We start from the raw sequence: 19,416 nt of genomic DNA, 5'->3' as shown, positions 1-19,416 counted from the left end.
CGCCGATGGTACTGCAGGGGGGACCCTGTGGGAGAGTAGGACACCGCCGGACTTCCTTTACGAGAGGGCCACCCAACGCTGGGTGGCCCTCTTGCGTTAACACGGCAGTATGGAGGAGTGGATATGGCTGCGGAGGACGGCGACCGACCCGACCGAGGACGGCACGACCGAGGCGATCGCCCGGGAGCTCCTCGAGGCCGTGACGGCGCCCGCGGACCGCGGCGCGAGGGCGGTCCGCGGGACGCCGGCGCCTCCGGCGGCCGCCGCCCGCAGCGCGACGGCGACCGCCCTCGCTACAGCGATCGTCGTGACGGCGACCGTCCCTCGTACGGTGACCGTCCGCGTCGTGACGGCGACCGTCCCTCGTACGGCGATCGTCCGCGTCGCGATGGCGACCGTCCGTCGTACGGCGATCGTCCCCGCCGTGATGGCGACCGTCCCGCTTATGGTGATCGTCCGCGTCGCGATGGCGACCGTCCGTCGTACGGCGATCGTCCGCGTCGCGACGGGGACCGTCCGTCGTATGGCGATCGTCCTGCTTACGGTGACCGTCGTCCCAAGCGCGATGGCGATCGTCCCTCGTACGGTGACCGCCGTCCGCAGCGCGATGGCGACCGCCCTTCGTACGGGGACCGTCGCCCGGCGCGCGACGGGGACCGTCGTTCCCGTCGTGACGGCGACCGTCCCTCGTACGGTGACCGTCCGCGTCGTGACGGCGACCGTCCCTCGTACGGCGATCGTCCGCGTCGCGATGGCGACCGTCCCTCGTACGGCGACCGTCGTCCGCAGCGCGATGGGGACCGTCCGCGACGTGACGGAGACCGTCCGCGCTCGTTCCGGGACGGCGACCGCCGCCCTCAGCGCGATGGCGGGCGCCCGTCGGGGGAGCGCCGGTTCGACGATCGCCGCGACGACCGCGAGCGCTCGAACTCGCGGCCGCCGGAGCACGCCCGTATCCCCGACCCGGAGCTGCCCGACGACATCACGCCCCGTGATCTCCCGGGGGCGGCCCGCAACGAGCTGAAGACCCTCAGCAAGGAGAACGCCGAGCGCGTCGCGCGCCACCTGGCGATGGCGGCCCGCACGCTCGACGAGGACCCCGCGCTCGCGCACGAGCACGCCCTCGCCGCCGTGCGCCACGCCGGCCGCGTGTCGATCGCGCGCGAGACGCTCGCGATCACCGCGTACACCACGGGCGATTACGCGCTCGCCCTCCGCGAGCTGCGGACGTACCGCCGCATCACCGGACGCGACGACATGATCGCGATGATCGTGGACAGCGAGCGCGGCATGGGGCGTCCCGACCGGGCGCTCGAGGAGGGCCGCGCGGTCGACCGCGCCGCTCTTCCGCCGGCCGTGCGCGTCGAGCTCGCGATCGCGATGTCGGGCGCGCGCCTGGACATGGGGGAGACGCAGCTCGCGCTCGCCGAACTGGACATCCCCGAGCTGGACCCCGACCGCGCGTTCGAGTGGAGCCCCGGCCTCTTCGCGGCCCGCGCGAATGTGCTCGAGGACCTGGGACTCCACGACGAGGCGGCCGAGTGGCGGCGCCGCGCGGAGATCGCCGCCGACGCGCTCGGGCACACGGTAGACGAGGACGAGTTCGACGTGATCGAGATCGACGATGCCGACACCGAGGAGCTGCCGGAGTCGCCGGAGGAGGTCGCCCCCGCGGAGCCCGCCCCTGTCGAGAAGCCGGCCGCTGAAGAGCCGGCCGCCGAGGATGAGACGTTCTCGGTCGAGGACGAGGTCGCCGAGATCCTCGCGGAGATCGACGCCGAGCCGGAGCCCGCGGACGACAAGCCGGAGTCGCCGGCGGTGAGCGACGAGGACGAGGACGGAGAGGCCCGCCCCGATGGCGCTCTTTTCTAAGCGCGAGAAGGAGCGCACGCCGCTCGACGGGGTCGACGCCGTTCTCGCGGACCTCGACGGCGTCGTGTACGCCGGGCCGGGCGCCATCCCGCACGCGGTCGGGAGCCTGAACCGCGCGGCGGACGAGGGCCGGCGCCTCGGGTACATCACGAACAACGCCTCGCGCACGGACGCGACGGTCGCGGCCCACCTCGTGGAGCTCGGACTCCACACGCGTCCCGAGGACGTCGTCACGAGCCCTCAGGCCGCCATGCGGCTGCTCGCCCAGCGGATCCCGGCCGGCTCGACCGTGCTGGTCGTCGGCGGCGAGGGGCTCGTGGTCGAGGTCGAGAAGGCCGGGTTCGTCGTGACGCGCAGCGCCGACGACGGGCCCGCCGCAGTCGTGCAGGGCTTCGCGCCGGACGTCTCGTGGATGCAGCTCGCCGAGGCCGCCTACGCGCTCGCCCTTCCGGAGGACGAGGGCGGCATCCCGTGGATCGCGACGAACACGGACTGGACGATCCCGCAGGCGCGCGGCATCGCGCCGGGCAACGGCACGCTGGTCTCGGCCGTGCACACCGCGGTCGGCCGCCTCGCGACCGTCGCGGGCAAGCCCGAGGCGCCGATCTTCCACGAGGCGGTCGCCCGTTTCGGAGCGACCTCGCCGCTGTTCATCGGCGACCGGCTCGACACAGACATCCTGGGCGCGAACCGCGCCGGCGTGCCGTCGGCGCTCGTGCTCACCGGCATCGACCGCCCGAAGCACGTGCTCGCCGCGCCGCCGGACAGCCGACCGACCTACATCGTGTCCGACCTGCGGCAGCTGTTCGAGCCGTACCCGGTCGCGCGCGTGAAGGGCGACGCCGTGTGGGTGCGCGACGCCGCCGTGCGGATCGACGGACCCGACGTGCAGATCGTCTCGGAGGGGGAGCCGATCGACCTGCTGCGCGCCGCGGCGAGGGCGATCTGGGACACCGGCCGGCAGATCTTCGGCTTCCGCGTCCCCGAGCGGCTCTACGCCGATCCGTTCCGCTGAGTCGCCGCCCGCGCGACGTATCCTTGACCGCGTGAGCGACAGCAGCGAGGAGCGGTCCGCCGAGGACCGGCAGACCGAGGGCGAGGGCCTGGTGAGCCGGGTGCGGATCATCGAGGGCCAGCCGCTTGCGGACCGCGCCGCCGCCTATGCGAGCCTGCACGACGAGCTCGCGCGGCGCCTCGAGCAGGCGCCCGCCGAGCCCGGCGAATGAGCCTCCGCCTGGACGCCGCGCTGGCCGCGCGCGGCCTGGCGCGCTCCCGCACGCACGCGGCCGCGCTGATTGAGGCGGGGCGCGTCACCGTGGCGGGTCGTGTGGCGTCGAAGGCCTCGATCAAGGTCGACGACGAGACGCCCATCGTGGTCGCCGACGCCGACCACTACGTCAGCCGTGGTGCGCACAAGCTCATCGCGGCGCTCGACGGGTTCGGCGTCGATCCCGCCGGTCGTGTGGCGCTCGACATGGGAGCCTCCACGGGAGGGTTCACGCAGGTGCTCCGCGAGCGCGGCGCCGAGCCGGTCATCGCGGTGGACGTGGGGCACGGCCAGCTGGCGCCGCAGGTGGCCGTCGACGCGGGCGTGCGCTCGGTCGAGGGGTTCAACGTGCGGTACATGACGCGCCAGGGGCTCGCCGAGGCGAGCGGCGTGGAGGAGGCGCCGTCCGTGATCACGGGGGACCTCTCGTTCATCTCGCTCACGCAGGTGCTGCCCGCGGTCGCCGAGGTCGCGGCGGCGGACGCCGACGTCGTGCTGCTGGTGAAGCCGCAGTTCGAGGTGGGGCGGACGCGCATCCCCAAGGGCGGGGTGGTGGCCGACGCCGGCCTCCGGGCCGACGCGGTCACGGAGGTGCTGTTCACGGCGAGGGATCTCGGGATGGGGACGCTCGGCGTGCTGCCGTCTCCGATCCAGGGCACGCACGGCAATGTGGAGGTGCTCATCCACATCGCCCCGGGTCGCGGGACCGATCCGACAGAATGGAAGACCACGATCGACAGATGCAGCGCAGGATGACGAGCGACGGAGGACGATGAGCGAGCGGAGGATCCTGGTCGTCGCCCACGCGCACCGCGAGGACACGGTCGAGGCCGCGGTGAGGGTCGTCGCGCTGCTGCGGGCGGCGGGCGCGCAGCCCGTGCTGTCGCCCGAGGACCGCGCGGAGCTGTCCGCCCTCGCGCCCGTGCTGGCGGATGTGCCCGTGCTCGGCACGGACATCGCGCTCGCCGACATCGAGCTGGCCATCGTGCTGGGCGGCGACGGCACCATCCTGCGCGCCGCCGAGCTGGTGCGCGACGGCACCGCCCCCGTGCTCGGGATCAACATGGGCCACGTCGGCTTCCTCGCCGAGATCGAGCGCGACGCCATGGACGCCGCCGTGCAGCGGGCGGTCGCGGGCGACTACGCCGTCGAGGAGCGGCTCGCGCTGGACGTGCGCGTCAAGGACCGCGCGGGCCGCGTGGTGTACGAGACCTGGGCGCTGAACGAGGCCACGGTCGAGAAGGACAGCCGCGAGCGAATGATCGAGGTCGTCATGGAGATCGACCGGCGGCCGCTGTCGACGTTCGGCGCCGACGGCGTCGTGATCGCGACCCCGACCGGATCGACCGCATACAACTTCTCCGCGGGCGGCCCGGTCATCTGGCCGACCGTGCAGGCCATCGCCGTCGTGCCCCTGTCGGCGCACGCGCTGTTCGCCAGGCCGCTCGTCGTGGGGCCCGAGCACGCGGTCGCCGTCGAGGTGCTCGAGGGCGGCGCGGGCGCGTCGGCCGTGCTGTGGTGCGACGGACGCCGGTCGCACCCGCTGCCGCCGGGCGCCCACGTGGCCGTGCGCCGGTCCGCCCAGCCCGTGCGCCTCGCACGCCTGCACCCGGCGGTGTTCACCGACCGCCTGGTGCGCAAGTTCAAGCTCCCCGTCGAGGGATGGCGCGGGCCCGCCGAGCCGACCGCGACCGGGGTGATCGACACCATCCCGCCGGAGGCCGACGAATGACCCGTGGCGGAGGCGACTCGTGATCGAAGAGATGCGGCTGCGCGACCTCGGCGTGATCAGCGAGGCGACGCTCCCGATCGGGCCCGGGTTCACCGCCATCACGGGCGAGACGGGCGCCGGCAAGACCATGGTCGTGACGGGGCTGGGACTGCTGCTCGGTCAGCGGGCCGATTCCGGCGCCGTGCGCGCGGGCGCGCCGCAGGCCTCGGTCGAGGGCGTCTGGATCGTGCCCGAGGAGGGTGCCGTGGCCGAGCGCGTGCGCGAGGCCGGCGGCGACGTCGAGCCGATCGGCGGCGGGCAGGCGGAGCTGTACCTGTCGCGCACGCTGGCGGCCGAGGGCCGCAGCCGGGCGAGCGTGGGCGGCCGGGCGGCGCCCGCCGGCGTCCTCTCGGAGCTCGCGGACGAGCTGATCGTCGTCCACGGCCAGTCCGATCAGCTGCGGCTCAAGTCGGCGGCCGCTCAGCGCGACGCGCTCGACCGGTTCGCCGGAGACCCCGTCCGCGAGGCGCTCGCCGCCTACCGCGAGGCTTACGAGGCCTGGCGGGCGCTGGACCGCGAGCTCGAGTCCATCACGTCGCACCGCGAGGCGCGCGCGGCCGAGGCGGCCGCGCTCCGGGCGACGCTCGCGGAGATCGAGCAGGCGGCGCCGGAGGCTGGGGAGGACGTGGCTCTCGCCGAGCGCGCCGAGCGTCTCGCGAACGCCGAGGAGCTGCGCGCGGCGGCGGCGGTCGCCCGGGAGGCGCTGTCGAGCGAGGACGGCGCGGTCGACGTGTCGACCCTGCTCGCGGAGGCGCGTCGCGCGCTCGAGCGCGTGGCGGATCCGGCGCTGGCGGCGCTCGGGGAGCAGCTGGCGGACCTCGGCTACCGCGCCGCGGACATCGCGGTGGAGCTGTCGGGGTTCCTCGCCGACCTGGACGAGACCGGCCCCCAGGAGCTCGCCGCCGTCGAGGAGCGTCGCGCCGTGCTGAACGGGCTCGTGCGCGCGCACGGCTCGCTCGACGCGGCCATCGCGCTGCTGGAGTCGGGATCCGCGCGCCTGGCCGAGCTGGATGACGACGACGACCGCGTGGAGCGGCTGCGCGCGCAGCTGGCCGACGCGCGCGCCGGGCTCGACGTGCGGGCCGAGGCTCTGACCGCGGCGCGGACGAGCGCGGCAGAGCGCCTCGCCGAGGCGGTCACCGAAGAGCTGCACGCCCTCGCGATGCCCGACGCGCGCCTGCTCGTCCAGGTGAGCCCGGGCGCGGAGTCCGCGCACGGGCGCGACGACGTCGCGCTGCTGCTGGCGCCGCATCCGGGTGCCGAGCCCCGGCCGGTCTCGCGCGGCGCCTCGGGCGGTGAGCTGAGCCGCGTGATGCTCGCGATCGAGGTCGTGATCGCGGGCACCGACCCCGTGCCGACCTTCGTGTTCGACGAGGTGGACGCCGGTATCGGCGGCGCGGCCGCGATCGAGGTCGGCCGTCGCCTCGCCCGACTCGCCGAGACGTCGCAGGTGATCGCCGTCACGCATCTCGCGCAGGTCGCGGCGTTTGCGGGCAACCACCTCAGCGTGGTGAAGGCGAACGACGGATCCGTGACGTCGTCGAGCGTCAGCCGGCTCGAGGGCGCCGACCGTGAGGCCGAGATGGCGCGCCTGCTGTCCGGCCTGTCGGACTCCGAGGCCGCGCTGACCCACGCCCGTGAGCTGCTGCAGCTCGGATCCGTGCGGGCGTGAGCCGTGCGGCGCCCGACCCGGGCGTGACACGATAGGCGGAACGCGCGCCGCGCGGCCCCGACGACCATCCGACTGATAGGATCGAAGCCCGTGATGCAGACTCCTGGCGCGGGACCCGAGACCACCACCAAGCAGATCTTCGTGACGGGTGGTGTCGTCTCCTCGCTCGGCAAGGGCCTCACCGCGGCGAGCCTCGGCAATCTGCTGACGGCCCGCGGACTGCACGTCGTGATGCAGAAGCTCGACCCGTACCTGAACGTGGATCCGGGCACCATGAACCCGTTCCAGCACGGCGAGGTCTTCGTGACCGACGACGGCGCCGAGACCGACCTCGACATCGGCCACTACGAGCGCTTCCTCGACGTCAACCTGAGCCAGGCGGCCAACGTCACGACCGGTCAGATCTACTCGCAGGTGATCGCGCGCGAGCGCCGCGGGGAGTACCTCGGCGACACCGTGCAGGTCATCCCGCACATCACGGACGAGATCAAGCGCCGCATGCGCCTGCAGGCCGAGGCCGACCCGAAGCCCGATGTGATCATCACCGAGGTCGGCGGCACCGTCGGCGACATCGAGTCGCAGCCGTTCCTCGAGGCCGCCCGTCAGCTGCGCCACGAGCTCGGCCGCGACAACGTGTTCTTCGTGCACGTGTCGCTCGTGCCGTTCATGGGCGCGTCAGGCGAGCAGAAGACCAAGCCGACACAGCACTCGGTGGCGGCCCTCCGTCAGGTCGGCATCCAGCCCGACGCGCTCGTGCTGCGCAGCGACCGCCCGGTGAGCGAGTCGAACCGCAACAAGATCGCGCTGATGTGCGACGTCGACGTCGAGGGCGTCGTGAACACGGTCGACCTGCCGAGCATCTACGACATCCCCTCGACGCTCAACGACCAGGGGCTCGACGCCTATATCGTGCGCCGCCTGGGCCTCGCGGCCGGCGAGGTCGACTGGACCCGCTGGAACACCGTGCTGCAGGCCGTGCACAACCCGAAGCACGAGGTCACGATCGGCCTCGTGGGCAAGTACATCGACCTGCCCGACGCCTACCTGTCGGTCACCGAGGCGCTCAAGGCGGGCGGCTTCGCGCACGACGTCAAGGTCAACATCCGCTGGATCCCCTCCGACACGTGCGAGACGCCGGAGGGCGCGGCCAAGCAGCTCGGCGACCTCGACGCGATCTGCGTGCCCGGCGGCTTCGGCATCCGCGGCATCGAGGGCAAGCTCGGCGCGCTGCGCTTCGCGCGCGAGCAGGGCATCCCCGCGCTGGGCCTGTGCCTCGGCCTGCAGTGCATGGTGATCGAGTACGCGCGCAACGTGGCCGGCATCGCGGACGCATCGTCGAGCGAGTTCGACCCCGAGACGAGCGCCCCGGTCATCGCGACCATGGCCGAGCAGGTCGACATCCTCGCCGGCGGCGACCTGGGCGGCACCATGCGCCTGGGGCTGTACCCCGCGAAGCTCGCGGAGGGCTCCATCGCGGCCGAGGTCTACGGCGCCACCGAGGTCGAGGAGCGCCACCGCCACCGCTACGAGGTCAACAACGCGTACCGCGAGCAGATCTCGGCGGCCGGCATGGTCTTCTCGGGCATCAACCCCGACCTGAACCTCGTGGAGTTCGTCGAGCTGCCGCGCGACGTGCACCCGTACTACATCGCCACGCAGGCGCACCCCGAGCTGCGTTCGCGCCCGACCGACCCGCACCCGCTGTTCCGCGGCCTGGTCGGCGCCGCGGTGGACCGTCACCGCGCGAGCGAGCTCTTCGAGGTCGAGAACGCCTGACGTGGAGATCCGAGACGAGCCCTTCGAGGTCGAGGTGGTGGACTCCCACCTCGTCTTCGAGGGCCGCGTGTGGGACGTCCGCGAGGACCGCTTCCGGTACAACGACCACGAGCTGGTCCGCCACTACATCGACCACACGGGCGCGGTCGCGGTCGTCGCGATCGACGATCAGGACCGCGTCCTGCTGATCCAGCAGTACCGCCACCCGATCCGCACGCGTGACTGGGAGATCCCGGCCGGGCTGCTGGACATCGAGGGGGAGGACCCGCTCGACACGGCCAGGCGCGAGCTGGCCGAGGAGGTCGACCTCGTCGCCGAGCACTGGGAGCGCCTGGGCCGGATGGCGCCCACCCCGGGCGGCAGCGACGAGATCATCCACCTGTTCCTCGCGACCGGGCTCTCGGCCGCGCCGCACGTGCACGCGCGCGAGGCGGAGGAGGCCGACATCCGGATCGAGTGGGTGCCGCTGGACGACGCGGTCGCCGCCGTGATGGGCGGCGAGGTGGCGAACGGCGCCATGATGCTCGGCATCATGCTCGCGGCCGAGAGGCGGCGGGCGTCCGCCCGGGCGTGACGGGCGTCGCCTGATGCGGCTCGCCGGATCATGAGACTCGAGCGCGCGATGGACGCGTACCTGCGCCACATCACGATCGAGCGCGGGCTCTCCGACCACACGGTCGCGGCCTACCGCCGGGACCTGGACGCGTACGTCGGTTGGCTGACCGAACGGGGCGTCGCCGACACCGACGCCGTGACGCCCGCGGTGATCGCGGAGTTCGCGGCGGATCGCGCGTCGGCCGAGCCGCCGCCCGCCGCGTCGTCGCTCGCGCGGCTGCAGTCCTCGGTGCGCGGCCTGCACCGGTTCCTCGCCCGCGAGGGCATCGCGGACGCGGACCCGTCGTCGCGGCTGCGACCGCCCAAGCAGGCGCGGAGGCTGCCGAAGGCGCTGACGATCGAGCAGGTCGAGCGCCTGCTGGCCGCGCCCTCGGCGGAGGACCCGATCGGCATCCGCGACCGCGCGCTGCTCGAGCTGCTGTACGCGACGGGCGCGCGCGTGTCGGAGGCCGTGCAGCTGGATGTCGACGACCTCGCGAGCGGCGACATCCTGCGCCTGCGCGGCAAGGGATCGAAGGAGCGGATCGTGCCGGTCGGGTCGTTCGCGCGGGCCGCGGTCGACGCGTACCTGACGCGTGTGCGGCCGGACCTCGCGACCCGGGGGCGGGCGACTCCGAAGCTGTTCCTCGGCGCGCGGGGCGCGCCGCTGTCGCGGCAGAGCGCGTGGCTCGTGATCCGCGCGGCCGCCGAGAAGGCGCAGCTGACCGCGCACGTGTCGCCCCACACGCTGCGCCACTCGTTCGCGACGCACCTGCTGCAGGGCGGCGCCGACGTGCGCGTGGTGCAGGAGCTGCTCGGCCACGCGTCCGTCGCGACCACCCAGATCTACACGCACGTCACGGTCGACACGCTGCGCGACGTGTACGTCACCAGTCACCCGCGGGCCCGCTGACGTCTCGCGGGCCCAGCGCGCCCGAGATCCGGATCGCCGGGGCCAGGTCCCGGCGCGCCGCAATCGCGTCGTTACAATCGAGCAAGCATGTCGAAGGCGGGAGAGACGGTGGCGGAGAAGACGGACACGCGGACCAGGAAGTCGAAGCAGGATGAGGTCATCCTGGGTGCGACCGGCCGCCCGTACCAGGGTTTCCCGACCCCGAAGAAGCTCGACGGCCACGGTCCGGCGCGGATCATCGCCCTGTGCAACCAGAAGGGCGGCGTCGGCAAGACCACGACGACCATCAACCTGGCCGCCTCCCTCGCGGAGTACGGCCGCAAGGTGCTGGCGATCGACTTCGACCCCCAGGGCGCGCTGTCGGCCGGCCTGGGCGTGGCGCCGCACGACATCCCCACGATCTACGACCTCCTCCTCGACACCAAGCGCGACCCGCACGAGGCGATCGTGCGCACGGGCGTCGAGAACCTCGACCTGATCCCGGCGAACATCGACCTCTCGGCCGCGGAGGTGCACCTCGTCAACGAGGTCGCGCGCGAGATGATCCTGTCGCACGTGCTGCGCCGCGTCGCGGCGGACTACGACGTCATCCTGATCGACTGCCAGCCGTCGCTCGGCCTGCTGACGGTCAACGCGCTCACGGCGGCGCACGGCGTGATCATCCCGCTGGAGTGCGAGTTCTTCGCCCTGCGCGGCGTCGCCCTGCTGATCGAGACGATCGACAAGGTGCGCGACCGCCTCAACCCGTCGATCAAGCTCGACGGCCTGCTCGCGACGATGTACGACCCGCGCACGCTCCACTCCCGCGAGGTGCTGGAGCGGATCGTCGAGGCGTTCGGCGACGACGTGCTGGAGACCGTGATCGGTCGCACCGTGAAGTTCCCGGACGCGTCCGTGTCGGGCGTGCCGATCATCGAGTTCGCGCCCGATCACCCGGCCGCCCAGGCCTACCTGCGACTGGCGCGGGAGCTCGTGGCCCGTGGCGCCGTCGCGTAGCGACGGCGCGCCGCCGGAGGCGGCCGACCGGCACCGGCCGTCGCCTGACCTTGAGCCGGTCCCGGCGCCGGCCGACGCGGCGCCCGAGCTCGAGAAGGGCTTCCGCGTCTCGCTGTCGAACTTCGACGGGCCGTTCGACCTCCTGCTGAACCTGATCTCGCAGCACGAGCTGGACATCACCGAGGTCGCCCTGTCGAAGGTCACCGACGAGTTCATCGCGTACCTGCGCGATCTGGGGCCGGATGAGGAGCTCGACCAGGCGTCGGAGTTCCTGGTGGTCGCGGCCACCCTGCTCGACATGAAGGTCGCCGGCCTCCTGCCGCAGGGCGAGCTCGTCGACGCGGAGTCGGTCGCGCTGCTCGAGGCGCGCGACCTGCTGTTCGCGCGCCTGCTGCAGTACCGCGCGTTCAAGGAGGTCTCGGCCTGGTTCGCCGAGCGGCTGCAGGGCGAGGAGCGGCGTCACGTGCGCAGCGTGCCGCTCGACCCGAAGTACCGCGCCAAGACGCCCGAGCTGGTGTGGACGCTCACCCCGGCCGACTTCGCGGCCATCGCGATGCTGGCCTTCGCGCCGCGAGAGATCCCGCGCGTGGGACTGGATCACCTGCACGCGCCGCTCGTGAGCATCCGGGAGCAGGCCGCGGTCGTAGTGACCCTCCTGCGCGGCGCCGAGCGGATGACGTTCCGCGAGCTGGTCGCAGGGGTGGACCAGGCGGGCGTCGTGGTGGCGCGGTTCATCTCGGTGCTCGAGCTCTACCGGCATGCCGCGATCAGCTTCGAGCAGCTCGAGCCGCTCGGGGAGCTCACCCTGACATGGACGGCGGACCACTGGTCCGACGAGACGCTGGCGACCCTGGGGGCCGACTATGACCGATGACACGCAGACCGCGGCGGAGCCGGAGCTCGAGCCGGTCGCGCCGGCCGCCGAGGAGCCCGCGGAGTTCCCGGGCGGCGTCGCGCAGCGACTCGAGGCGATCCTGATGATCGTGGACGAGCCGCAGAGCGTGGTGTCGCTCGCGACCGCCGTGGGCGCACCCGTGCCCGCCGTGCGCAAGGCGCTCGCCGCGCTCGTGGACGACTACGACGGCCGCAGCGGCACGCCCGAGCGCGGGTTCGAGCTGCGCGAGGTCGGCGGCGGCTGGCGCTTCTACGTGCGCGCGGAGTACGACGACATGGTCGCGAGCTTCGTGGGCGGCCAGGCTCCGGCACGGCTGTCGCAGGCCGCCCTCGAGACGCTCGCGGTGATCGCGTACAAGCAGCCGGTCACGCGCTCGCAGGTGGCGTCCATCCGCGCCGTGAACGTCGACTCCGTGGTGCGCACGCTCCTGGCGCGCGGCCTCATCACCGAGGTGTCCACGCATCCGGAGACCGGCGCGATCATGTACGGGACGACCGACCTGCTGATGCAGCAGCTCGGCATCAACTCGCTCGACGAGCTGCCGCCGATCTCGCCACTGCTGGACGACGGCTCCGACGGATTCGAGGATGTGATCGCATGAGTGCGGATGGACAGGGCGCCGAGGGCGTCCGGCTGCAGAAGGTGCTCGCGAACGCGGGCGTGGCGTCGCGCCGCGTGTCGGAGCAGCTCATCGTTGAGGGGCGCGTGCGCGTCAACGGCCAGGTCGTGACCGAGCTGGGCTCGCGCATCGACCCCGAGCACGACCTGGTCGACGTCGACGGCACGGCCATCCAGCTCGACACGAGCAAGCGCTACGTGATGCTGAACAAGCCGACCGGCGTCGTCAGCTCCATGAAGGACGATCGCGGCCGGCCCGACCTGCGCCGCTTCACGAAGGACTGGCCCGAGCGGCTGTACAACGTCGGGCGCCTGGATGCCGACACGAGCGGGCTGCTCGTGCTGACCAACGACGGCGAGCTCGCGCACGTGCTCGCGCATCCGTCGTTCGGCGTGACCAAGGTGTACATCGCCAAGGTCGACGGGCGCGTGTCGCCGCAGACCATCGCGACGCTGACGCGAGGGATCGAGCTCGAGGACGGGCCGATCCAGGCCGATAAGGCGCGCCTGCTCGACGCGTCGGCCGGCTCCAGCCTGGTCGAGCTCACGCTGCACTCCGGGCGCAACCGGATCGTGCGCCGCATGATGGCGGCCGTCGGCCACCCCGTGACCGAGCTCGTCCGGCGCCAGTTCGGGCCCCTGCACCTGGGAACCCTCCCAGTGGGCCGCGCCCGCGAGTTGACTAAAGTGGAGCGCGGCGCGTTGCTGACTCTCTCGCGCCGCGGATCCGACTCTCCCGAGACCGGAGCCGATCCGTCGGGGGAGAACCTGGAGACATCGTGACCGATCCTGCCGTGCCCGCGCGCGACGCGCTGGTGCCGGGCCGCGCCGCGCGCGTGACGGGCACCGTGCGCATCGTCGGCGCCGGTCTGCTGGGCGCCAGCATCGGGCACGCCCTGCGCGCCAACGGGGTCGACGTCGTCCTGACCGACACCTCGCCCACACAGCTGCGCCTGGCGATCGACTACGGCGCAGGCCGCGCCGAGGCGCCGGGCGACGAGCCGCGCCTGATCGTGGTCGCCGTGCCGCCGGACGTCACGGCCGACGTCGTGCAGAGCGAACTCGAGCGGTACCCGGGCGCTGTCGTGACCGACGTCGCTTCGGTCAAGCTCGGCCCCCTCGAGGAGCTCCGCGCGCGGGGCGTCGACCTCACGCACTACATCGGCTCGCACCCCATGGCCGGCCGCGAGCGCGGCGGGGCCATCTCGGCGCGCGCCGACATCTTCACGGGCCGCCCGTGGGTGGTGTGCCGGGACGGCGAGACGCCCGCCGCCGACCTCGCGCTCGTGGAGGACCTCGCGCTGGACCTCGGCGCCATGCCGATCGAGATGACGCCCGAGGATCACGACCGCTCGGTGGCTCTCGTCTCGCACGTGCCGCAGGTCGTCGCGAGCCTGCTCGCGGCCCGCTTCGCCGACGCCCCGGACGAGTCCCTGCGCCTCGCCGGCCAGGGCGTGCGCGACACCACGCGTATCGCTCATTCCGCCCCCGAGCTGTGGGTGCAGATCCTGGGCGCGAACGCCGCGCCCGTCGTGGATGTGCTGGACGCGCTCGCGGGGGACCTGTCGGCCCTCGCCGACGCGCTGCGCGAGCCCGACGCCGCCGGCGCCCGCCGCACCCTCGCCGACACCATCCGCCGCGGCAACGAGGGCGTCGAGCGCCTGCCCGGAAAGCACGGCCAGAACCGCCGCTTCGAGTCGCTGATCGTGATGGTCGACGACACCCCGGACCAGCTGGGCCGCCTGTTCGGCGACCTCGGCGAGCTCGGCGTCAACATCGAGGACCTGCGGCTCGAGCACTCGCCGGGCGCCCAGTTCGGCCTCGCCGAGATCAGCGTCGTTCCGGGCGTGCTGCGCGAGGCGACCGCGGGGCTCGAGCAGCGCGGCTGGCGGATCGCGAGCACGACTCATGATTGAGAGCCGTCGATGACCGAACACCACCAGACCCCGATCATCGCGATCGACGGACCCGCCGGATCCGGCAAGTCCAGCGTCTCCAAGGAGATCGCGCGCCGCCGCGGCTACGGCTACCTCGACACGGGCGCGGGCTACCGCGCGCTGTCGTGGCATGTGCTGAACCTCGGCGCCGACACGCACGACGAGGACGCGGTGCTGGACGCGCTGCGGACCTTCGACCTGCGTCTCGGTCTCGCGCCCGACGACCGCACCGTGACGGTGGGCGGCGTGGACGTCACGTCCGCGATCCGCACCCCCGAGGTCACGGCCGCGATCAGCGGATTCACGCGCGTGGCCGAGGTGCGGGCGTACCTCAACGGCATCTTCCGCCGGCTGGCGGGGGAGTCCGGCCTCGACGGCGTGGTCATCGAGGGCCGCGACATCACCTCGGTTGTGGCACCCGACGCGCCGGTGCGCATCCTGATGACCGCCTCGCCCGAGGTGCGCGCGAAGCGCCGGGGCCTCGAGCTGGGCGCCGACACGACCGAGGTCGCCGAGGCGATCGCCCGCCGCGACGAGTCGGACAGCCACGTGCTGGACCTCGCGCAGGCGGACCCCGGAGTCGACGTGGTCGACTCCACCGAACTCGACTTCGAGCAGACCATCGACGCCGTCCTCGCGGTGATCGACCACAGGATCAATCAAGAGCATGGAGGCCGCGATGGCCGTTGACGACGAGTACGAAGGCAAGCCGGACCAGCTCGCCGAGCGCCTGGCCGAGGTGGACGAGGAGCTCGCCGAGCGCCGCGCCGCCGCCCTCCGCCAGGGCCTGGAGGACTACGACCTCGACGAGGAGGATGCCGCGCTGCTCGCCGGCATCCAGCGCGGCGAGGACGGCATCGAGTACCTGCCCGCGCTGCCGGTGGTCGCGATCGTCGGACGCCCCAACGTGGGCAAGTCGGCGCTGGTCAACCGCATCCTGGGGCGTCGCGAGGCCGTGGTCGAGGACACGCCCGGCGTCACGCGCGACCGCGTGACCTACAAGGCCGAGTGGCTCGACCGCCGCTTCTCGCTCGTCGACACGGGCGGATGGGAGCCCGACGCGAAGGGCATCGACCGCTCGGTCGCGCTGCAGGCCGAGGTCGCGATCGACCTGGCCGACGTCGTGCTGTTCGTGGTCGACGCCATGGTCGGCGCCACCTCGACGGACGAGCACGTCGTGAAGCTGCTGCGCAAGACCGACAAGCCCGTGTTCCTCGTCGCCAACAAGATCGACGACGCGCGCCACGAGCCCGAGGCCTACGCCCTGTGGAACCTCGGTCTCGGCGAGCCGCACCCCGTCTCGGCCATCCACGGCCGCGGCGTGGCCGACCTGCTCGACGAGATCATGAAGGTGCTGCCCGAGGTCTCGGCCGTCGCGAAGCACGAGATCGGCGGCCCGCGCCGCGTGGCCATCCTGGGCCGCCCGAACGTGGGCAAGTCGTCGCTGCTGAACAAGGCCGCGGGCGAGGAGCGCGTGGTCGTCAACGAGCTCGCCGGCACGACGCGCGATCCGGTCGACGAGATCGTCGAGCTGGGCGGCAAGCTGTGGACCCTGGTCGACACGGCCGGCATCCGCCGCCGCGTGCACCTGCAGCAGGGCGCGGACTTCTACGCGTCGCTGCGCACGTCGGCCGCGCTCGAGAAGGCCGAGGTCGCGATCGTGGTGCTCGACGTCTCGCAGCCGATCAGCGAGCAGGACGTCCGCATCATCGACCTCGTGCTCGAGTCGGGCCGCGCGCTCGTGCTCGCGTTCAACAAGTGGGACGAGCTGCTCGCGGACGACGCCCGCGGCGGCGACCGCCGGCGCATGCTCGAGCGCGAGATCGAGACGGACCTCGCGCACGTCGCATGGGCGCCGCGGATCAACATCTCGGCGAAGACCGGCCGCCACCTCGAGAAGCTCGTGCCCGCGCTGGAGACCGCGCTGAAGTCCTGGGACCAGCGCATCCCGACCGGCAAGTTCAACGCGTTCATCGCCGAGCTGGTCGCCGAGCACCCGCACCCGCTGCGCGGCGGCAAGCAGCCGCGCATCCTGTTCGGCACGCAGGCGGGCACCCGTCCGCCGACGTTCGTGCTGTTCACCACCGGCTTCCTCGACCCGGGCTACCGCCGCTTCGTGCAGCGCCGCCTGCGCGAGCTGTACGGCTTCGAGGGCACCCCGATCGTGATCAACATGCGCGTGCGGGAGCGCCGCCAGCGCTGATCCGCAGGCTTGCCCGAGTCAGACCACTTTGCGAGCGCAGCGAGCGTGCCCCGGGTGGGGCCCGCAGCGCGAAGCGCTGCCTCTCCCGGAGCGGAGCGACGGGTGTCGGTCGCCGAGCGGCATCCGCGAAGCGGGTGCCCGAGCGCGTGCGACGCGCGAGCGGAGCGAGCAAGAAGGATGTGCCACCCTGGAGGGGTGACCATCGAGCCCGCTCGCCCCGGTGAACCGCCCCGGTTCACCGGTCCGCGCGACCCTGGCGACGCCTGGGTCGTGACGGAGTCGGGTGACCGGTACTGGGGGCGTTTCGGTGCGGCCGGGCTGATGGCGTTCGACGGCGAGCGGGGCGTGCTGCTGCAGCACCGCGTCGGCTGGAGCCACCACGGCGGCACGTGGGCGCTGCCCGGCGGCGCGCTCCATCAGGACGAGGCGCCCATCGACGGCGCGCTGCGGGAGGCGCACGAGGAGGCAGGCGTGCCCCTCGACTCGGTGCGCCCGCGGTTCACGAACGTGCTGGATCTGCGGGTGTGGTCGTACACCACGGTGGTCGCCGACGTCACCGATCGGTTCGCCGCCGAGGTGACCGATCCCGAGAGCTTCGCGGTCGAATGGGCCCCGGTCGACCAGGTCGACCGGCGTCCGCTGCATCCCGGCTTCGAGGTGGCCTGGGCGCACCTGCGCGACCTGCTGCACGTGCATCCGGTGGTCGTGGTCGACGCCGCGAACGTGATGGGGTCGGTGCCCGACGGGTGGTGGCGCGATCGCCCCGGCGCCGCGACGCGGCTGCTGACCCGCGTTGCCGCGCTCGCCGAGGCCGGCGTGCCCGCGCTCGAGCTCGACCTGGGGGCGACGCACTGGTTCCCCGAGTTCGTCGTGGTGGTGGAGGGAGCCTCGCACGACGTGGCCGACATCGACGGCGTGCGGATCGTGCGCGCGGGCGGTGAGGGGGATGACGCCATCGCCGCCGAGGCGGCGGCGCTCGTCGAGGACGGTCGGACCGTGACCGTGGTCACGAGCGACCGCGAGCTGCGCGGGCGCGCCGAGGAGGCCGGTGCGCGGGTCCGCGGCGCCGGGTGGCTCACCACCCTGCTGGCCTGAAGGCCGCCCTTCCGACGACCGGGTCAGTCGCGGCCGCGGAGGCGGTCGATGTCGCGGCGCTCGCGCTTGGTGGGCCGGCCCGCGCCCCGGTCGCGGGCCGCGACGACGCCGGCGAACTCACGCGGCGGCGGGGGAGGGGTGCGGTCCTCGAACGCCGTCGCGGCGACGGGGGCGCCGACGCGCTTGGCGATCGGCTGGCGCACCACGAGGATCCGGTCGAACCCGCTGATCCGCACCCGCAGCTCGTCGCCGGGGCGGACGAGCTGCGCGGCCTTCGCGTGTGCGCCGTTGACGCGCACATGGCCCGCGCGGCACGCCGTGGTCGCGGCCGAGCGGGTCTTGTAGACGCGAACCGCCCACAGCCAGCTGTCGACGCGGACGCTTCTCTCGCTCATCACCCCATCGTACGAAGCCGCATCACGCGGTGAGGTCGAGAGCGACGACCACGCGGGTGCCGGTAGGGCGGGCGATCTCACGGAAGCCCGCGGCCAGGAAGGTCGACAGGGCGCCGACGAACAGCGAGTTGGTGGACGGCTTCGTCACGTCGGTCGCGATGGGGTAGCCCTCGACGACCCGCGCGCCGCTCGCGCGCGCGTACGCCACGGCCGCGTCGAGCAGGGCCGCGTTGAGCCCCTGCCTGCGATGCTCCCTGCGGACCGAGAAGCACGTGACCGCCCACACGCCGTCGTCGTCCAGAGGCTCGACGGATCCGTTCTTCACGACGCGGCTGCGCAGGGTCCGGCGCTGGGCCGTTCGCGGTCCGATCCGGATCCATCCCGCCGCCTCGCCGTCGACGTAGGCCACCAGGCCCGGCGGGGGACCGGCCTCGAGCTCGTCGCGCAGCAGCTCGCGACGCTCGTCCACCGAGGTCCCGTTCCACTCCGCGTTCGTCAGCACGGGCCACACGCACTGGCACGAGCGCCCGTCGCCGCCCCCTGTCAGGGCCGCCTGCACGTCGTCCCACTCGGCGACGGTCGCCGGTCGGGTCGTGATCTGCACCATGCGCGCCAGGTTACGACGCCCCACCGACACGCGCGAGCGCCCCGGTTCGCGGCACCCGTTTCCACCGGGTAGACTTGTCGAGTTGTCCGCCCATGGGCGGTCACGGGATGTGGCGCAGCTTGGTAGCGCACCTGACTGGGGGTCAGGGGGTCGCAGGTTCAAATCCTGTCATCCCGACCGGAGAGTCCCGGGAACCTAAGGGTTCCCGGGACTTCTTAGTTGGTGAAACATGACCCTGTCACCGAATTCCTACCGAATTGACCGTCTTCGGCGCCCCGGCAATCAGTCGGCATCGGCACGCGCGAGTTCGCGGTGCACGAGGCCGGAGCGCGCACCGTCCAGCCGCCGCGATGCGCACACTGCGGGGCGCTGCGGCAGCTGCTGCAGGTCACACCGACCGGGCGGATCTGCGCCCCTTGCGGACGCCGTCTCGCGGCCACGAGCGGGCTCTGCGGTCGTTGCGGTCAGGAACGTCGCCTGCAGCCGGGGCCTGGTGAGACCGCGTACTGCAAGCGGTGCTGGGCCGAGATGAAGCCCGAGGCGGGTGATCGGATCGTCGAGGAGGTCCGCCGTCACCGCCGGGTCGCGGCCGTGATCGTCCGACGCGCGCTGGAGCAGATGGCGGCCACGGAGCGGGATCGCCGAGTGCGTCTCCTGCTCGAGCTGGGTCAAGTCCCCGGTAGTGGTGTAGCCGTGTCGTGATCCTTCGGTGCTGGGTCAGGCGCTGAGTTCGAGGATGCTGTCTGTCACCTCCTCTGCCCCGGTGTCGGGGAGGAGGCGTAGGCGGGACTTGGCGAGGATGTCG

21 protein-coding genes and 1 tRNA gene are annotated in these 19,416 nt (G+C 72.8%); 18 read left to right on the top strand and 4 right to left on the bottom strand.

What is annotated here, in order from left to right; genetic code table 11:
• Positions 1-96: 96 nt before the first annotated feature.
• On the bottom strand, positions 97-948 hold the full coding sequence (locus ASD19_RS14625) for a hypothetical protein (RefSeq protein WP_200941084.1): 852 nt from the start codon (positions 946-948) through the stop codon (positions 97-99).
• A gap of 123 nt (positions 949-1,071) precedes the next feature.
• Between ASD19_RS14625 and ASD19_RS14620 the strand changes: the two genes are divergently transcribed.
• The 17 genes from ASD19_RS14620 (at position 1,072) to ASD19_RS07630 (ending at position 17,609) form a co-directional block, all read left to right on the top strand.
• Positions 1,072-1,872: a hypothetical protein gene (locus ASD19_RS14620; protein WP_055990773.1), complete on the top strand. Its 801-nt coding sequence runs from the start codon at positions 1,072-1,074 to the stop codon at positions 1,870-1,872.
• Positions 1,856-2,887, top strand: a complete 1,032-nt coding sequence (locus ASD19_RS07705; protein ID WP_055990770.1) for an HAD-IIA family hydrolase — start codon at positions 1,856-1,858, stop codon at positions 2,885-2,887. Before ASD19_RS14620 ends, ASD19_RS07705 begins: the two co-directional genes overlap by 17 nt.
• 31 nt (positions 2,888-2,918) lie before the next feature.
• Entirely contained in the window at positions 2,919-3,098 is a 180-nt protein-coding gene (locus tag ASD19_RS07700; RefSeq protein ID WP_055990767.1) for a hypothetical protein, read from the top strand.
• The gene (locus ASD19_RS07695) at positions 3,095-3,895 is read left to right on the top strand and encodes a TlyA family RNA methyltransferase (protein ID WP_055990764.1); all 801 of its coding nucleotides are present in this window, start codon (positions 3,095-3,097) and stop codon (positions 3,893-3,895) included. Before ASD19_RS07700 ends, ASD19_RS07695 begins: the two co-directional genes overlap by 4 nt.
• Positions 3,896-3,911: 16 nt before the next feature.
• Positions 3,912-4,871, top strand: coding sequence for an NAD kinase (locus tag ASD19_RS07690; protein ID WP_055990761.1), 960 nt, complete (start codon positions 3,912-3,914; stop codon positions 4,869-4,871).
• Between the two features lie 19 nt (positions 4,872-4,890).
• Positions 4,891-6,582, top strand: a complete 1,692-nt coding sequence (recN, locus tag ASD19_RS07685) for a DNA repair protein RecN (RefSeq protein ID WP_055990758.1) — start codon at positions 4,891-4,893, stop codon at positions 6,580-6,582.
• 93 nt (positions 6,583-6,675) lie between these two features.
• Positions 6,676-8,358, top strand: a complete 1,683-nt coding sequence (locus ASD19_RS07680; protein WP_055990755.1) for a CTP synthase — start codon at positions 6,676-6,678, stop codon at positions 8,356-8,358.
• A gap of 1 nt (position 8,359) precedes the next feature.
• On the top strand, positions 8,360-8,932 hold the full coding sequence (locus ASD19_RS07675; RefSeq protein WP_055990751.1) for an NUDIX domain-containing protein: 573 nt from the start codon (positions 8,360-8,362) through the stop codon (positions 8,930-8,932).
• Between the two features lie 30 nt (positions 8,933-8,962).
• The gene (gene xerD / locus ASD19_RS07670; RefSeq protein WP_055990747.1) at positions 8,963-9,865 is read left to right on the top strand and encodes a site-specific tyrosine recombinase XerD; all 903 of its coding nucleotides are present in this window, start codon (positions 8,963-8,965) and stop codon (positions 9,863-9,865) included.
• Positions 9,866-9,952: 87 nt separating this feature from the next.
• Positions 9,953-10,861 carry a ParA family protein gene (locus ASD19_RS07665; RefSeq protein ID WP_082543078.1) on the top strand — a complete coding sequence of 303 codons (909 nt, stop codon included), beginning with the start codon at positions 9,953-9,955 and terminating at the stop codon, positions 10,859-10,861.
• A complete protein-coding gene (locus tag ASD19_RS07660; protein WP_055990744.1) occupies positions 10,845-11,735 on the top strand; it encodes a segregation and condensation protein A in 891 nt (296 codons plus the stop codon). Before ASD19_RS07665 ends, ASD19_RS07660 begins: the two co-directional genes overlap by 17 nt.
• Positions 11,725-12,357, top strand: coding sequence for an SMC-Scp complex subunit ScpB (gene scpB, locus ASD19_RS07655; protein WP_055990741.1), 633 nt, complete (start codon positions 11,725-11,727; stop codon positions 12,355-12,357). Before ASD19_RS07660 ends, scpB begins: the two co-directional genes overlap by 11 nt.
• On the top strand, positions 12,354-13,157 hold the full coding sequence (locus ASD19_RS07650) for a pseudouridine synthase (protein WP_055990738.1): 804 nt from the start codon (positions 12,354-12,356) through the stop codon (positions 13,155-13,157). The genes scpB and ASD19_RS07650 overlap by 4 nt, the downstream gene beginning before the upstream one ends.
• A complete protein-coding gene (locus ASD19_RS07645; protein ID WP_055990736.1) occupies positions 13,154-14,290 on the top strand; it encodes a prephenate dehydrogenase in 1,137 nt (378 codons plus the stop codon). Before ASD19_RS07650 ends, ASD19_RS07645 begins: the two co-directional genes overlap by 4 nt.
• 9 nt (positions 14,291-14,299) lie before the next feature.
• On the top strand, positions 14,300-15,001 hold the full coding sequence (gene cmk, locus ASD19_RS07640) for a (d)CMP kinase (protein WP_055990733.1): 702 nt from the start codon (positions 14,300-14,302) through the stop codon (positions 14,999-15,001).
• Positions 14,991-16,514, top strand: coding sequence for a ribosome biogenesis GTPase Der (gene der / locus ASD19_RS07635; RefSeq protein WP_055990779.1), 1,524 nt, complete (start codon positions 14,991-14,993; stop codon positions 16,512-16,514). The genes cmk and der overlap by 11 nt, the downstream gene beginning before the upstream one ends.
• 195 nt (positions 16,515-16,709) lie before the next feature.
• Positions 16,710-17,609 carry an NUDIX domain-containing protein gene (locus ASD19_RS07630; RefSeq protein WP_235562999.1) on the top strand — a complete coding sequence of 300 codons (900 nt, stop codon included), beginning with the start codon at positions 16,710-16,712 and terminating at the stop codon, positions 17,607-17,609.
• Between the two features lie 23 nt (positions 17,610-17,632).
• Here ASD19_RS07630 and ASD19_RS07625 read toward each other — a convergent pair whose 3' ends face one another.
• Entirely contained in the window at positions 17,633-18,004 is a 372-nt protein-coding gene (locus tag ASD19_RS07625; protein ID WP_055990727.1) for an RNA-binding S4 domain-containing protein, read from the bottom strand.
• A gap of 22 nt (positions 18,005-18,026) precedes the next feature.
• Positions 18,027-18,611, bottom strand: a complete 585-nt coding sequence (locus tag ASD19_RS07620; RefSeq protein WP_055990725.1) for a GNAT family N-acetyltransferase — start codon at positions 18,609-18,611, stop codon at positions 18,027-18,029.
• Between the two features lie 103 nt (positions 18,612-18,714).
• On the opposite strand from ASD19_RS07620, the gene ASD19_RS07615 reads away from it, so the two are divergent.
• Positions 18,715-18,788 (top strand) — tRNA-Pro (locus tag ASD19_RS07615).
• A 105-nt stretch (positions 18,789-18,893) separates the two neighbouring features.
• On the opposite strand, the gene ASD19_RS07610 is transcribed toward ASD19_RS07615, so the two are convergent.
• Positions 18,894-19,283, bottom strand: a complete 390-nt coding sequence (locus tag ASD19_RS07610; RefSeq protein WP_055990722.1) for a hypothetical protein — start codon at positions 19,281-19,283, stop codon at positions 18,894-18,896.
• Between the last annotated feature and the right edge of the window lie 133 nt (positions 19,284-19,416).

This window comes from Microbacterium sp. Root53, assembly GCF_001426925.1.
Taxonomy (GTDB): domain Bacteria; phylum Actinomycetota; class Actinomycetes; order Actinomycetales; family Microbacteriaceae; genus Microbacterium.
The sequence above is the reverse complement of the archived record's forward strand: the minus strand, read 5'-3'. Positions and strand labels throughout refer to the sequence as shown.